Here is a 14,796-nt window from a genome sequence, read left to right on the forward strand (position 1 = left end):
GGAAATTCAGCCTCATCGGTGCTTAGCGGGTTGATCTCTCGCAGCCGGTGCGTGCGATCAACCGGTTTAGCGCTCGGGCGGGCAGTTGGCTCGTCAATTGGCCAATGCCTGCGGCGACAACTCCTTGAGCATCGCGTTCGCCCACCGCATCTGTCGCAGCGCTTGCGGATGGCACCGCTGGGTGAGCTCCAGCAGCCGCTCATCCTTGGCGGCTTGTGCGCCCTGAGCCAGCAGTTCCCAATCGAGCGAAACTCCGGCCGCCAACCGGTGCAGCCGCCTCAGATCCGCCAACAACAGCAGGGCGGGTTCGGGCCGGCGGCCCAGGCGGTCGCTGACCCACTGCTGGGCCGTCTCGGTGACCGCTTTGGTTCGCGGACGCGCGCGCAAGCGGACGCCGTAGTGAGGTCCGATCTGCGCGATCAGTTCGACATGCTCACGCGACCACACGGTGAGGTCGTTCGCGACGTGATGAATGCCGTGGTCGGCGTGGTGGCGCGCGGCGATCGCGTCGAGTGAGCGTGCCAGCCGCAGTTCGGAGCGGTGCAGTTCGCGCAGGGCCAAGCCCAGTTTCATGGTGACTCCGCTCCGGTCGGCGCGACGGCCAGCCGGGCCGCCGCGGTCTTGAAGATCGGCTGTTTGGAGACCGGGTCCCAGTCGGTCAGTGTCAGCTCGTTGGCGGCCCGATCGCACTCGGCGTCCTCGGTGTCCCAGTAGCCGTAGTGGAACGGCAGGAACAGCACACCGGTGCGGATGTCGGTGATGCGCGCCTTGGCTCGCACGCGACCGCGCGGTGTCTCGATCTCTGCGAGGTCATTTTCGCGGATGCCGAGCCGGTGGGCGTCGGCTTCGGACACCTCGACCCACACCTCCGGAGCCGCCGCGGCAAGCTCGGGTACGCGGCCGGTCTTGGTTCTGGTGTGGAACTGGTACACGGTCCTGCCGGTGATCAGCGCGAACGGAAAGTCGTCGCCCGGAGCTTCGTGCGGCGGCAGGTACTCGGCCGCCTTGATGATCGCCTTGCCGTGCGGGTTCATCGCGCGGTACTCGGTCGGCTCCAGCGGCGCGCCGGTGATCAGGTCCTTGCCGTAGGCCTCGCAGTAGTCGGGGTCGGCCCAGAACCGCCCGTCGGAGTAGAGGCGTTCGGTGCCGTCGGGATGATCGTCGTTGCAGGGCCATTGAATCCCAGCGCTGCCGCGCAGCTTGTCGTAACTCAAACCGGTGTAATCGCACGGTCGCCCTGCGCTGCACCGCTGCCACGCGGTGAAGGCCGACTCCGGATCGGTCCACGACGGCAACGGATTGCCGTCGCGGTCGCGGAAATTCATGCGGCGGGCGTAATCGAGGAAGATGTCGAGATCGGGCCGCGCCTGGCCGGGTGGGTCCACCGCTTTCTCCGACAGGTGCACCGTCCGGTCGGTGTTGGTGAACGTCCCGGTCTTCTCCGCCCATGTGGCCGCGGGCAGCACCACATCGGCGAGATCGGTTGTCTCCGTGGGGAAGATGTCCTGAACGACGAGGAACAGCCGTTGCTGGCTCAAGATGCTGCGGATGCGGCGCAGTTCGGGTAGCGACACCGCTGGGTTGGTTGCGCTGACCCACAGCAGGCGCAATGTGCCCTGTTCGGCGTATCGCATCACCTGCATCACATGGGTCGGCGGCGCATAGTGCGGAATCTGCATCATGTCCAGGTTCCACAGGTCGGCCAACTCGCCGATGTGGCTGTCGTTCGACCAGTTTCGGAAACCGGCCAGATCACCGTCGGCGCCGCATTCGCGCGTGTTCTCGGCAGTGGGTTGCCCGTTCATCTGCAACAACCCGCATCCCGGCTTGCCGAGCATGCCGCGCAGGATGTGGATGTTGTTGACCTGCACCGCCGCGGCCGACGCCTGATGAGACTGGTAGAAGCCCTGCAGCACCGTCGACAGCAGCCGTTCCGCGGTGCCCACAAGCCGTGCCGCCGACCGGATGTCGTCGGCGGACACGCCGCAGATCTCGGCGGCGCGCTCGGGCGGAAATTCGGCGACGCGTTTGCGCAACTCCTCGAATCCGACAGCGTGCGCGCGGACGTAGTCGGTGTCGATCCAGTCGTTGAGGACGATCTCGTGCAGCAGGCCGTTCATCAACGCGACATTGGTGCCGGGCAGTGGGGCGAGGTGCACGGTCGCGTGCGCGGCGACGGGCGTCCTGCGCGGATCGACGCACACGACGGCCGGCGGGTCCGGTCCGGCGAGGCGGTCCAAAATCCGCATCCACAGCACGGTTTGGGTCTCGGCGACGTTGTGGCCGTATAGCGCGATGACGTCGGCGTGGTCGATGTCGGTGTAGGAGCCGGGCTGGCCGTCGCAGCCGAACGATTCTTTCAGCGCCTCGGCGGCGGTCGCGGTGCACAGCCGGGTATTGCCGTCGACGTGGTTGGTGCCGATCGCGCCGTGGGCGATGACACCGAGGGTGTAGTACTCCTCGAGGAACAGCTGACCCGACGTGTAGAAACCGAACGCCGACGGTCCATACCGGTCGAGCAGTCGCTTGCTGTGGCGCACGACCTGATCCATCGCGGTGTCCCAATCACACTCGGTGAGTTCACCGTCGACGCGGATCATCGGTGTGGTCAGTCGATCGCCGGATGCGTTGGCCTGCCACCCGTAGAAGTCCTTGGGGTCGAGACGACCGTGGTTGACGCGGTCGATTTCGCGGCCGCGGACACCGACGATCCGGCCGTCCTTGACCGCGATGTCGAGCCCGTCACCGTTGGAGTGCAGAATCGAGGCCGACTGCACCCAGCGGTCCACCGATTCTGGTTCCAACCCGTCGGCGAGGAACATGTCGACGCGTTCTGGCCACTGTTCCCCCTTGGCGTAGGGGGTTCGCGCACCCCACGGTTCGGCGATGCGATCCCGCTTGCCGTTGCTCATTGCTGTCTCGGGCAGGCTTCGACGGGAACGGGCATGCTCAGCTCGCCGAACTGTTGGAAGCGGAAGGTCACGTCGACGTTGTAGGCGGGCCGAACGGTTTTGGTGATGCCGTCAAGGGTGACGGTGAGCGGCCGGCCCGGTTCGACTGGTTGACCGGTGGCAAGCGCAGTGCCTGCGGGGATCTCGATCGGAGGGCTCGGTTCGATGCGGGCGGTCTCGGCGGCCGTTGTCGCGATCGCCTCCAGCCGTTCGGTGCCCGCCGGTCGATTGTTGGTGATCGTGAACCGCAACTGTGCGGTGTCGCCGACCTGGATCTCGCACGATCCGGGCAGATAGCGGGGTACGACGAAAGCGTTCTCGACTGTGGTCTCCGACGTCTGCGAACCGGACCCACGGTTGGTCGACTCGCCAGTGGTGAAGCTGCCGCAGCCGGACAGCAGGAACATCACGAGCAGGGCCGTCGTGAAGGGAGCGGGCTTGAACCGTTTGATTTCCATCACCGAAGCGGGGCCTACCCGCTGCCCGCGGCGCCAAACGTCGAGCCGATACCCGGTTTGCGCCGGGGCCGCACGGGTAGGCGTGGAGCGTCCGCAGCGGCCGCCGTTGCGGAACGGGGATGGCCGATGCCTCTGAATTTGGAAGGACTGACGAACATGTGGTCCGACGGTTGGTCGGATGTCGTGAGGGTGCTGGTGATCGGCGCGGCCGCTTATGCGACGTTGGTTGTGCTGCTACGTCTTTCGGGCAAGCGCACGCTCGCCAAACTCAACGCCTTCGACCTCGTGGTCACGGTCGCGGTCGGGTCCACCCTGGCCACCATTCTGCTCAGCTCCGAGGTGTCGTATGTCGAAGGTGCCGCGGCGCTGGCGCTTCTGGTGGCCTTGCAATTCGTTGCGGCGTTGATCTCCTCCCGCGCGCGAGCCGCCCGGATGGCGCTGAAGTCCACCCCGACGCTGCTGGTGTCTCACGGGCGGTTCCGGGACGACGCGCTGCGCCGTCAACGGGTGAGCGCCGACGAGGTGCGCCAGGCGATGCGCTCCTCAGGGTTCGGCGATCTTGCGGGCGTCGCGGCCGTGGTGCTGGAAACCGACGGTTCACTCAGCGTCATCTCGACCGATCAGCGCGGTGACGGATCGGCGATGGTCGATGTCGACGCCGTGCCAACCGTTTCCACGAGACGACCACGGGTACGCGACCGTCGAACACCGACGACCGAGGAGGATGCCATGAGTGTTGCGGGCAGAATGCTCGAGACCCACCCGCAGGATCTAGGCGGAGTCGACCGCGGAGAGCTGGTGGCGTGCATCGAGGCCTGTCTCGACTGTGCGCAGGCGTGTACCGCGTGTGCGGACGCCTGCCTCCGCGAAGAGTCGATCGCCCAACTGACCAAGTGCATCCGAACCAACTCCGACTGCGCGGATATCTGTGCGGCGACCGCCCGGGTGCTGTCCCGGCATACCGGCTACGACGCAAACCTCACCGCCGAGGTGCTGCGGTCCTGCGTGACCGGCTGCCGCGCATGCGCCGACGAGTGCGGCCGCCATGCCGAACACCACGACCACTGCCGCATCTGCGCCGACGTATGCCGCCAGTGCGAACGCATGTGCGACGAGCTTCTGACCGCGCTCGGTTGACGCTCGATGCGCGCGCTGACCACCAAACCCGGGCAGGCGGGGTCGCTGCGCGTCGAGACTGTGGCCGATCCGCAGCCGGCGGCCGGCGAACTGCTGGTCGAGGGCATTGCGGTCGGCGTGTGCGGGACCGACAAAGAGATCGCCGCCGGGCAGTACGGCGAGGCGCCGCCAAGCCGTGACCGCCTGATCCTGGGGCACGAGTCACTGGGTCGGGTGCTGCAAGCGCCCGACGGCACCGGCTTCGGCATCGGGGATCTGGTGGTCGGCGTGGTGCGACGCCCCGACCCGGTGCCGTGCCCTGCCTGCGCCCACGGCGAATTCGATATGTGCCGCAACGGTCGATACACCGAACGCGGCATCAAGGGAATCGACGGTTACGGCAGCGAAGTATGGTGCGTGGAAACCGATTACGCAGTGACGCTGAACCGCGAACTCGCCGACGTCGGCGTCTTGATGGAGCCCACCACGGTGGTCGCCAAAGCATGGGAACAGGTGCACTCGATCGGGCGGCGGTCGTGGTTCGAACCTGAACGCGTGTTGGTCACGGGGGCCGGGCCCATCGGCCTGCTCGCTGCGCTGCTGGGAGTGCAGCAGGGCCTTGACGTTCATGTGCTCGACCTCGTCACCGACGGGCCCAAACCCGCGCTGGCCGAGTCTCTTGGCGCCACTTATCACCACGATCCCGCCGGCGATGTCGCCGACCGGCTTCAGCCAGACATCGTCATCGAGGCCACCGGCGCCAGCCGCGTGGTGTTCGACGTCATGTGCAGCACAGCGCATTACGGCATCGTCTGCCTGACAGGGGTGTCCCCGTCCGGACGCAGACTCGACGTTGACGCCGGCGGTCTCAACCGTGAACTGGTCCTGGAGAACGACGTCGTCGTCGGCTCTGTAAACGCAAACCTGCGGCATTACCGGCAGGCCGCCGAAGCGCTGGCGACCGCGGACCGCGGGTGGCTGGAGCAAATGATCAGCCGCCGGGTACCCCTGCACCGTGCCGAAGACGCTTTCGACACCCGAGACGACGACGTCAAGGTCGTCATCACGCTCGACGGGTCGGCGTGAAAATGGCGGCGATCGAGGACTACGCCTTGCTCGGAGACCTTCAGACGGCCGCGCTCGTGGGCCGCGACGGAGCCATCGACTGGCTGTGCCTACCGCGGTTCGACTCGCCGGCATGTCTGGCCGCACTGCTGCACGACGAAGAAGCCGGCAGTTGGCGGATCGCACCGGCATCCGGCGGACCGGCCACCCGGCGCAGATACCGCGGAGACACGCTGATCCTGGAAAGCGAATGGGACACGCCGGAGGGGACTGTCCGCATGGTGGACTGCATGCCCCCGCGCGGCACCGAACCCGATGTGGTGCGCGTCGTCGAGGGAGTGTCCGGTCGCGTGCCCATGCGCATGGTGTTGCGGCTGCGCTTCGATTACGGCCACATCGTGCCGTGGGTGCGCCGCGAGGGTGCCGACCTCGCTGCCGTCGCCGGACCCGACGCAATCTGGCTGCGCACGCCGGCGCCGATACGCGGCGAGGATCTCTCCACGGTCGCCGAGTTCGACGTCGCCGCCGGTGAGCGGATCCCGTTCGTGCTCACCTACGCGCCGTCACACCTGCCCCGACCCGCGCCCGTCGACCCGGACACCGCCATCGCGGAGGCCGAAAGGTTCTGGACCGAATGGATCTCGCGGTGCCGCTACCGAGGCAGGTGGGACAGCGAGGTCCGCCGGGCGCTGGTGATACTCAAAGCTCTGACGTATGCGCCGACGGGCGGCATCGTGGCGGCGGCCACGACGTCGCTGCCCGAACAACTCGGCGGCTCACGCAACTGGGATTACCGCTTCTGCTGGCTCCGCGACGCGGCCTTCACGTTGCAAGCGCTCCTAGGCACCGGGTTCGTCGCCGAGGCCAGGGCCTGGCGGGAATGGCTCGTGCGAGCTGTGGCAGGCGATCCGTCGAAACTGCAGATCATGTACGGGCTCGACGGCAGGCGGAGGCTCTACGAGCAGGAGCTGCCGTGGTTGTCGGGTTATGAGGGGTCCGCCCCTGTGCGAATCGGCAACGCCGCGGCCGGCCAGTTCCAACTCGACGTGTGGGGCGAGGTACTCGACGGACTGCATCTGGCCCGCGACGCCGGCATGACGACCGACGACACGGCCTGGGATGTGCAGCGCGCCTTGCTCGACTATCTCGAGGGTCATTGGCGCGACCCCGACAACAGCCTGTGGGAAGTTCGCGGTCCCAGGCGCCATTTCGTGCACTCGAAGGTGATGGCATGGGCGGGTGTCGACCGCGCAGTGAAGACGGTCGACCACCACGGGCTACCCGGACCGGTGGATCGGTGGCGTGCCCTGCGCGACGAGATTCACGCCGAGGTGTGCGCCAACGGCTACGACACCGACCGCAACACCTTCACCCAGTATTACGGGTCCGATGCGGTCGATGCCGCGCTGCTGCTGATCCCGCGGGTCGGCTTCCTACCCTGGAACGATCCCCGCGTACGAGGCACCGTCGACGCGGTGCAGGCGCGCTTGACAACCGATGGACTCCTGCTGCGGTACCGCACCGAGCACGGTGTCGACGGGTTGCCCGGCCACGAGGGCGCGTTCCTCGCGTGCTCCTTCTGGCTCGCCGACGCCTTGCACGGGCTAGGCCGCACCGCCGAGGCGACCGCACTGTTCGAACGCCTGCTTGGCCTGCGCAACGATGTCGGTTTGCTCAGTGAGGAATTCGACACCACGATCCGCAGGCACGTGGGGAACACGCCGCAGGCGTTCAGCATGGTCGGGCTGATCAACACCGCCCGTGAACTGACCGGCGCCAGGACCGAGACATCGGCGCGCGGCTTCGAGCAGGACCTCGCGTCCGCCTGAATTACTGCAAACACTTTGCCGCGGGCGTGATCTCGGCGCTCATATTGCTTTTCATCATGGTCAGTGCCGCGTCGCTGAGTTCCGGGTCGATGTGGGCTACGGCGTCCGGTGGCACGACGACGGGGAAGTGCCGGACATAGGCGTCCAGCGCGGTGTAGAGGATGCATTGCTCGGTGACCTGACCGGTGAGGATGACCCGCTCGGGTTTCAACTGCCCCAGCAGGTATGCCAGCGCCGTGGCGTAGAAGGCGCTGTGACGCACCTTCGTCATCAGGCGGCAGCCCTTCTGCGGGACGATCGGCTCGACCAGGTCGGGGCGTTCGCCCTGCAGCGCCGACTGCACGATGTCGCTGAACTCGGCGGTGAAATCGCCGTAGTTGTCGTTGACGTAGATGAGGTCGACATCGTCGCGGTCACGGGCCTCGGCGACGAGCGCCGCAAGGGGATCGATGATCTCGGCGACGTGGGGGATCAGCTTCTCGGCGTCGGGATGGCGGTAGGTGTTCATCATGTCGATGACCAGCACTGCGGTGTCACTCATGGGGACTTGCATACCCCGTTCCGTTTTCGGGCAACAATGAGGCATGGATTTCTACTCGGCGTACCGGCACGGCTTCGTCCGCGTCGCCGCATGCACGCACCACACGACGCTCGCCGATCCGCGGGCCAATGCCGAGTCGGTGCTGCGGATGGCGCGCGCCTGCCACGACGACAACGTCGCGCTCGCGGTCTTTCCGGAGCTGACGCTGTCGGGATATTCCATCGAGGACATCGTGATGCAGGACGCGCTGCTGGATGCGGTCGAGGACGCGGTGCTCGACATCGTCGTCGCCTCCGCCGACCTGATGCCCGTCCTCGTGATCGGAGCTCCGCTGCGCTATCGGCACAGGATCTACAACACGGCCATCGTGATCCACCGCGGCCGCGTGCTCGGCGTCGCGCCCAAGTCCTACCTGCCGACGTATCGGGAGTTCTACGAGCGCAGGCAGATGGCACCCGGCGACGACGTGCGCGGCGCGATCCGAATGGGCCGCGGAGGTGAGTGGGCCGACGTGCCGTTCGGGCCCGACTTGTTGTTCACCGCGACCGACGTCCCCGGGTTCGTATTGCACGTCGAGATCTGCGAGGACATGTTCGTGCCGATCCCGCCGAGCGCGTCGGCGGCACTGGCCGGCGCGACGGTGCTGGCGAACCTGTCCGGAAGCCCGATAACGATCGGACGCTCCGAAGACCGCTGCCTGCTGGCCCGCTCGGCGTCGGCGCGCTGCCTGGCCGCCTATGTGTACGCCGCGGCGGGCGAGGGCGAGTCGACAACCGACCTGGCCTGGGACGGGCAGACGATGATCTGGGAGAACGGCGAATGCCTCGCGCAATCCGAGCGCTTCCCAAAGGGTGAACGCCGATCCGTCGCCGACGTCGATCTGGAGTTGCTGCGATCCGAACGCATCCGGATGGGCACCTTCGACGACAACCGCAGACACCACGCGGCATCGACGGACACCTACCGGCGGGTGGAGTTCCAGCTCGATCCGCCGACCGGCGACGTCGGATTGCTTCGCCACATCGAGCGTTTCCCGTTCGTGCCGTCGGATCCCGAACGGCTGGAACAGGATTGCTACGAGGCCTACAGCATCCAGGTGGCCGGGCTTGAACAGCGCCTGCGCGCGCTGAACTTCCCCAAGATCGTGCTCGGGGTGTCCGGAGGTCTGGACTCGACGCACGCCTTGATCGTCGCCGCCCGGGCGATGGATCGCGAACAGCGCCCCCGCAGCGACATTCTCGCGTTCACCATGCCCGGATTCGCGACTGGCGAGCGCACCAAGGGCAACGCCGAGCGGTTGGCCGAGGCGCTGGGGGTGACGTTCACCGAACTCGACATCAGCTCCACAGCGGAGTTGATGCTGACCAACATCGACCACCCGTTCGGCCGCGGGGAGAAGGTCTACGACGTCACGTTCGAGAACGTGCAGGCCGGGCTGCGCACCGATTACCTGTTCCGCCTTGCCAACCAGCGCGGAGGCATCGTGTTGGGCACCGGCGACCTGTCGGAACTCGCGCTGGGGTGGTCGACGTACGGCGTGGGCGACCAGATGTCGCACTACAACGTCAACGGCGGTGTTCCGAAGACGTTGATCCAGCACCTGATTCGCTGGGTGATCTCCTCCAAGGAGTTCGACGACAGGGTCAACGAGGTGTTGCAGTCGGTGCTCGACACCGAGATCTCGCCCGAGCTGGTGCCCGCGGGTGAGGACGAGGAGATCCAGAGCAGCGAGTCCAAGGTCGGACCATATGTACTGCAGGACTTTTCGCTGTTCCAGGTGCTGCGCTTCGGGTTCCGGCCCTCAAAGGTGGCGTTTCTGGCCTGGCACGCATGGAGCGATCCGCAGCGCGGCGAGTGGCCGACCGGATACCCCGAGTCGAAGCGACCGTCGTACTCGCTCAAGGAGATCCGGCACTGGCTGCAGGTGTTCGCCCAGCGCTACTACTCGTTCGCCCAGTTCAAGCGGTCGGCCGTGCCGAATGGGCCCAAGGTGTCACACGGCGGATCGCTCTCGCCGCGGGGCGACTGGCGGGCGCCGTCGGACATGCCCGCACGCACCTGGCTCGACGAGATCGAGCGCGAAATCCCTGAGGAATGACGGCGATTTCGTCGCGTGCTACCGGTGTCCCACGCCGGGAAGGAATCGACCGACGGTTGCAAGGTAGTCGCGGTAGTCGTCGCCGTGCACGGTGAGTAGGTACGGTTCTTCGACGACACGGACCTGTGTCTGGATCGTCGTGACCAGCAGTACGAACCCGATCACCGCGACGGGATTCGGTGTGATCAGGGCGATTCCGAAGCCGAACACCATCATCGCGGTGAAGATCGGATTGCGCACCCATCCGAACACGCCGCGGCGCACCAACGTCGTCTTCTCACTGGCGTCGACCCCGATGCGCCACGAGTCGCCCATGTCGACCTGTGCGTAAAGCGTTGCGGCGATGCCCGCCACCGCGATCGCGATGCCGGCGATGTTCACCCAGGTCCGATCCAGCGGCGCCAGCGGAGCGACGATGCCGACCAGTTGCAGGATCGGCGCGAACACCGCGGCACCCATCGAGACGACGAACCCCACGCCGGCGAACCACTCGAGTGACAACGGCCGGCCGCTGATACCACGAAAACCCGTCGACCCGGTGCGGCGTTTCTGTTGCCAACTGCGCCAACCGAATCCGAGCATGGCGAACACCACGAACAAGACGATGGCGACGATCGGCATGCTCACTCCTTTCTCGACGCTCACCCGCAGCAAGGGTCCCCGCGCCAGGCCTCGACCCCTTCGCGGACCGCGATCACCGCGATCCCGAGCGCGGCGACCGGGTCGGCCCACGACCAGCCGAACAGGCCGTTGAGAACCAAGCCCGCCAGCACGATCGCCGACAGGTAGGCGCACAGCAGTGTCTGTTTGGAGTCGGCGACCGCAGACGTCGACCCGAATTCGCGACCGGCCCGCCGTTGCGCCAACGACAGCACCGGCATGATCATCAGGCTCAGTGCGGCCAGCACGATGCCGACGACCGACGGTGCGGCCTCACCTCGGCCGGTCAGCGTCAGCACCGCGTCGGCGGCGACGTACGCGGCGAGTGCGAAGAACGAGAACGCGATGAATCGCAGCGCGGCCTTTTCCCGCGTTTCGGGATCGCGTGCGGAGAACTGCCATGCGACGGCTGCTGCGGAGGACACCTCGACGACCGAATCCAGGCCGAAACCCACCAGCGCCGACGACGACACCCGGGCGCCCTCGGCCAGCGCGATGATCGCCTCGATGACGTTGTAGGTGATCGTGGCCGCCACGAGCCAGCGGATCCGGCGCGCCAGGACCGTGCGTCGGGTGTCGCTCGGGGTGGCCATCAGCAGCAGGCGTCGTCGGCGGCGGCTGGGCAGCAGGCCGGATCGACCTCGAGCACCAGACCGACCAGGTCGTCGAGCGCGTGTGCGATGCGCTCATCGGAGAGTTCGTAGCGGTTGCGCCGGCCCTCGGGCTGCGCGGTCACCAGACCGCAGCCCCGCAGACACGCCAGGTGGTTGGACAGGATCTGGCGGGAGACGCCGATCTTGTCGGCAAGTTCCGACGGATATCCGGGTCCGTCGCGCAGGATCAACAGGATCTCGGCGCGGGTCGGATCCGACAGAGCGCAACCGAACCGCGACAGCGCATCGCTGCGAGTGACCGTCTGCATGACGCAGACAGTACATCATTAGCTGAACTATTTCCTTGCGATTTCGGTGTAGTTGGTTGCGGTCAGCGCCACCAACTACACCCAAATCGCGGCCCTAGAGGCGGCCGTCGATGCGCAGGTCCGGGTGCACCCAGTTCGGCGACCGTCGCTCCTTGAAGGCCATGAAGCCCTCGATGGACTCGGGCGCGCCGCCCAGGCTGGCCTGCATACCGATGCGGTCGTAGAGGCCGATGTAGTTGTCCAGGCTGGACTTGACGACGGTTCGAGCCGCGGGCGCAGTCCGACAGCACTGGGCAAGGACCTCGCGAGCGGCCTCCGCCAGCTCGTCATGTGGCACCACGCGCGCCACCATGCCCCAGTCGTGTGCCTCGGCGGCGGTCAACGTGCGCCCGGTGAACATCAGGTCGCGGGTGCGCACCGGCCCGATGAGCCGGGCCAACATGTGGCTGTAGTACGTGTCGGCGATCCCGCGGTACAGCTCGGGCACCCGGAACGTAGCTCGCTCGCTGACCACGGCGATGTCGGCGCACAGCGCGATCTGCAGCCCACCGCCCTGGCACAACCCGTTCACCGCCGCGACGACGGGTTTGGCGGACTGACGCAGCGTGTCGAACGGCAACGCGTCCATCCCCAGCGCAGGCCCGAACGTCATCCAATTGTCGGCACCGCCCCCACCCATGTCCCCGCCGGGTGCGAAGACGTCGCCGGTACCCGTGATCAGCAGTCCGGCGAGATCAGGGTCGCTCTCGACATGCTTGACCGCGTACTTGATGCCGAAGTACATCGCGGGGGTCATCGCGTTGCGGGCCTCCGGCCGGTCGAGCCGGCACACCCCGAACGCGCCCTCGCGGGTGAACTTCAGGAACGGGGTGCCGAGCCAGTCGCCGTCGGGCGGCCGCGGGGCGTCGGTGGTGCTCGGCTGGGTGGTCGTCATAGCTGCCTTTCTGTTGCTCTGTTGGACACAGCGTCGTCGATGGCTTCGGCATAGGGCGCGCAGTCACCCGCTCCCGGTACGAGCGTCGACAGGGCCGCCGCGGCGCAGGCGCGGCGCAGGGCGACTTCGTGGCCGTCGAGCCAGTGCGCGGCGAGCACACCGGCGAACACGTCACCCGCGCCGGTGGTGTCGACCGCGCGCACCGCGGGGGAAGGCACGCTGAAGCGTTCGCCGTCACCGAGGTAGCTCGCCCCGCGCGCCCCGCGGGTGATCACGAGGTGGGGGACCGGCCAGTGCCACGCGCCCGCCTCGGTTTCGTTGACCACGACCACCTCGGCCAGCTCGGACAAGGCGAGCAGATCGTGCGGTCGGGCCCCGGCCGGCGAGGCGTTGACGATGACGGCCGCGCCTGCGGAGGACGCCACCTGCGCGGCGGCGATCGCGGTCGCGATCGGGATCTCCAGCTGCAGCAGCACCACGTCGCTGTCGGAGATGACGGCGCGGACCTCGGCGGAGTCCACGCTCAGCGCTCCGTTGGCGCCCGGCGCGACCACGATCGTGTTCTCCGCCGACGAGTCCACGGTGATCACGGCCGACCCGCTCGGTCCCGCAACGGTGACGACGCCGTCGAGTGCGACGCCGTTGGCGTCCAGGTGGTGGCGCAACATCTCGGCCGACCCGTCGTCTCCGAGCGCGGCGACCAGTCGCACGCTCGCGCCTGCCCTGGCCGCGGCGACGGCCTGGTTGCCGCCCTTGCCGCCCGGGGCCATCGACAGACCCGACGCCAGCACGGTCTGGCCCGGGCGGGGCAGGGTGCGCACGGTGAAAGTCAGATCAGCGTTGACACTGCCGACCACGCATACCCGGCTGCAGTCCCGCGGCGCCATGGCTCCCAACGCTAATGCAGGGGCCCCGCCTGACACGTGTCGAACGTCCGAACCTCGTTCGATACCCTGGATAAATGAGTGTGGAGGCACCCGTCGGCGCTGTCGGCGCCGATCTGCGCCAGCAGGTGCACGACGCCGCCCGCCGGGGCCGCCTGGCGGCGCGCGCGCTGGCCACCCTGAGTTCGGAAACCAAGAACCGTGCGTTGAACACCGCCGCCGACCACGTGCTGATGTCGGCGGGCCAGATTCTCGAGGCCAACGAGCGCGATCTCGACGTCGCCCGTGCCGCAGGCACGCCCGAGGCGATGCTCGATCGGCTCGCATTGAACCCGAAACGGATCGACGGCATCGCCGACGGGTTGCGTCAGGTGTCTCGGTTGCCCGATCCGCTCGGCGAGGTGTTGCAGGGCCGCACCCTGCCCAACGGCTTGCAGCTGCGCCAGGTGCGCGTACCGCTCGGCGTCGTGGGAATCGTCTATGAAGGACGGCCCAACGTGACGGTCGACGCGTTCGGGTTGACACTCAAATCCGGCAACGCGGTGCTGCTTCGCGGTAGCTCCTCGGCGGCCAACTCCAACGCCGCACTGGTCAACGCGCTGCGGGCCGCACTGGCCACCGAACTGCTCGAGGTGGACGCCGTGCAGTTGCTGCCCAGCGCCGACCGCGCCAGCGTGACGCATCTGATCCAGGCCCGCGGGCTCGTCGACGTCGTCATCCCCCGCGGCGGTGCGGGTCTCATTGACGCCGTCGTCCGTGACGCGACCGTGCCGACGATCGAGACTGGTGTCGGCAATTGCCATGTGTACGTGCATAAATCGGCCGACCTAGACGTCGCCGAACGAATCCTGCTCAACGCCAAGACCCGTCGACCCAGCGTCTGCAACGCGGCCGAGTCGGTTCTGATCGACGCCGCCATCGTCGACCGTGCGTTGCCGCGGCTGACCGAGGCGCTGCGACACGCCGGTGTGACGGTGCACGACGACCCGTCAGACGACGAGTTGCGCGCCGAGTTCTTGTCGATGGACATCGCGGTGGCGGTGGTCGACGGTGTCGACGCCGCGATCGCCCATATCAACGAATACGGCACCGGACACACCGAAGCCATCGTCGCCACCGATCTTGCTGCCGCGCAACGCTTCACCGAACGCGTCGATGCCGCCGCGGTGATGGTGAACGCATCGACGGCGTTCACCGACGGCGAGCAGTTCGGGTTCGGCGCCGAGATCGGCATCTCCACCCAGAAGCTGCACGCCCGCGGACCCATGGGTCTGCCCGAACTGACCTCGACCAAATGGATTGTGTGGGGCGACGGTCACACTCGCCCCGCCTGAACAG

General features: G+C 67.3%; 14 protein-coding genes and 1 pseudogene. 6 read left to right on the plus strand and 9 right to left on the minus strand.

The window, feature by feature from the left end; all coding sequences use genetic code 11:
- Window positions 1-93: 93 nt before the first annotated feature.
- Genes CEX87_RS06045 through CEX87_RS06055 form a run of 3 tightly spaced genes read right to left on the minus strand, consistent with a single transcriptional unit; the run spans window position 94 to window position 3,409 of the window.
- A complete protein-coding gene (locus CEX87_RS06045; RefSeq protein ID WP_064396834.1) occupies window positions 94-573 on the minus strand; it encodes a hypothetical protein in 480 nt (159 codons plus the stop codon).
- Entirely contained in the window at window positions 570-2,912 is a 2,343-nt protein-coding gene (locus CEX87_RS06050) for a molybdopterin oxidoreductase family protein (protein ID WP_094286367.1), read from the minus strand. The genes CEX87_RS06045 and CEX87_RS06050 overlap by 4 nt, the downstream gene beginning before the upstream one ends.
- Window positions 2,909-3,409: a hypothetical protein gene (locus tag CEX87_RS06055; protein ID WP_094286369.1), complete on the minus strand. Its 501-nt coding sequence runs from the start codon at window positions 3,407-3,409 to the stop codon at window positions 2,909-2,911. The genes CEX87_RS06050 and CEX87_RS06055 overlap by 4 nt, the downstream gene beginning before the upstream one ends.
- Before the next feature lie 156 nt (window positions 3,410-3,565).
- Between CEX87_RS06055 and CEX87_RS06060 the strand changes: the two are divergent.
- The 4 genes and pseudogenes from CEX87_RS06060 to CEX87_RS06075 all read left to right on the plus strand — a co-directional run.
- A pseudogene (locus CEX87_RS06060) lies at window positions 3,566-4,063 on the plus strand (DUF421 domain-containing protein); the annotation flags it as partial.
- A gap of 75 nt (window positions 4,064-4,138) precedes the next feature.
- Window positions 4,139-4,546, plus strand: a complete 408-nt coding sequence (locus CEX87_RS06065) for a four-helix bundle copper-binding protein (protein ID WP_094286445.1) — start codon at window positions 4,139-4,141, stop codon at window positions 4,544-4,546.
- A 6-nt stretch (window positions 4,547-4,552) separates the two neighbouring features.
- Window positions 4,553-5,611 (plus strand): glucose 1-dehydrogenase, encoded by a 1,059-nt coding sequence (locus CEX87_RS06070; RefSeq protein ID WP_094286371.1) that lies wholly within the window; start codon window positions 4,553-4,555, stop codon window positions 5,609-5,611.
- Window positions 5,612-5,613: 2 nt separating this feature from the next.
- Entirely contained in the window at window positions 5,614-7,419 is a 1,806-nt protein-coding gene (locus CEX87_RS06075; RefSeq protein WP_094286373.1) for a glycoside hydrolase family 15 protein, read from the plus strand.
- Window position 7,420: 1 nt separating this feature from the next.
- On the opposite strand, the gene CEX87_RS06080 is transcribed toward CEX87_RS06075, so the two are convergent.
- Window positions 7,421-7,960, minus strand: coding sequence for a cysteine hydrolase family protein (locus CEX87_RS06080; RefSeq protein ID WP_064396824.1), 540 nt, complete (start codon window positions 7,958-7,960; stop codon window positions 7,421-7,423).
- 43 nt (window positions 7,961-8,003) lie between these two features.
- Here CEX87_RS06080 and CEX87_RS06085 point away from each other — a divergent pair, with 43 nt between their 5' ends.
- Window positions 8,004-10,058: an NAD(+) synthase gene (locus CEX87_RS06085; protein WP_094286375.1), complete on the plus strand. Its 2,055-nt coding sequence runs from the start codon at window positions 8,004-8,006 to the stop codon at window positions 10,056-10,058.
- Between the two features lie 18 nt (window positions 10,059-10,076).
- Here CEX87_RS06085 and CEX87_RS06090 read toward each other — a convergent pair whose 3' ends face one another.
- The 5 genes from CEX87_RS06090 to CEX87_RS06110 all read right to left on the minus strand — a co-directional run bounded on the left by CEX87_RS06090 (window position 10,077) and on the right by CEX87_RS06110 (window position 13,461).
- Window positions 10,077-10,679, minus strand: coding sequence for a methyltransferase family protein (locus tag CEX87_RS06090; protein ID WP_094286447.1), 603 nt, complete (start codon window positions 10,677-10,679; stop codon window positions 10,077-10,079).
- Window positions 10,680-10,699: 20 nt separating this feature from the next.
- Window positions 10,700-11,311, minus strand: coding sequence for a cation efflux transmembrane domain-containing protein (locus tag CEX87_RS06095; protein ID WP_094286377.1), 612 nt, complete (start codon window positions 11,309-11,311; stop codon window positions 10,700-10,702).
- Window positions 11,311-11,640 carry an ArsR/SmtB family transcription factor gene (locus CEX87_RS06100; protein ID WP_094286379.1) on the minus strand — a complete coding sequence of 110 codons (330 nt, stop codon included), beginning with the start codon at window positions 11,638-11,640 and terminating at the stop codon, window positions 11,311-11,313. Before CEX87_RS06100 ends, CEX87_RS06095 begins: the two co-directional genes overlap by 1 nt.
- Window positions 11,641-11,734: 94 nt before the next feature.
- Window positions 11,735-12,574 (minus strand): enoyl-CoA hydratase/isomerase family protein, encoded by an 840-nt coding sequence (locus CEX87_RS06105; protein ID WP_094286381.1) that lies wholly within the window; start codon window positions 12,572-12,574, stop codon window positions 11,735-11,737.
- Window positions 12,571-13,461, minus strand: a complete 891-nt coding sequence (locus CEX87_RS06110) for a PfkB family carbohydrate kinase (RefSeq protein WP_064419633.1) — start codon at window positions 13,459-13,461, stop codon at window positions 12,571-12,573. Before CEX87_RS06110 ends, CEX87_RS06105 begins: the two co-directional genes overlap by 4 nt.
- Before the next feature lie 74 nt (window positions 13,462-13,535).
- On the opposite strand from CEX87_RS06110, the gene CEX87_RS06115 reads away from it, so the two are divergent.
- Window positions 13,536-14,792 carry a glutamate-5-semialdehyde dehydrogenase gene (locus CEX87_RS06115; protein ID WP_064419632.1) on the plus strand — a complete coding sequence of 419 codons (1,257 nt, stop codon included), beginning with the start codon at window positions 13,536-13,538 and terminating at the stop codon, window positions 14,790-14,792.
- Window positions 14,793-14,796: the final 4 nt, after the last annotated feature.

The sequence above is a fragment of the Mycobacterium lehmannii genome, assembly GCF_002245535.1.
Lineage (GTDB): Bacteria > Actinomycetota > Actinomycetes > Mycobacteriales > Mycobacteriaceae > Mycobacterium > Mycobacterium lehmannii.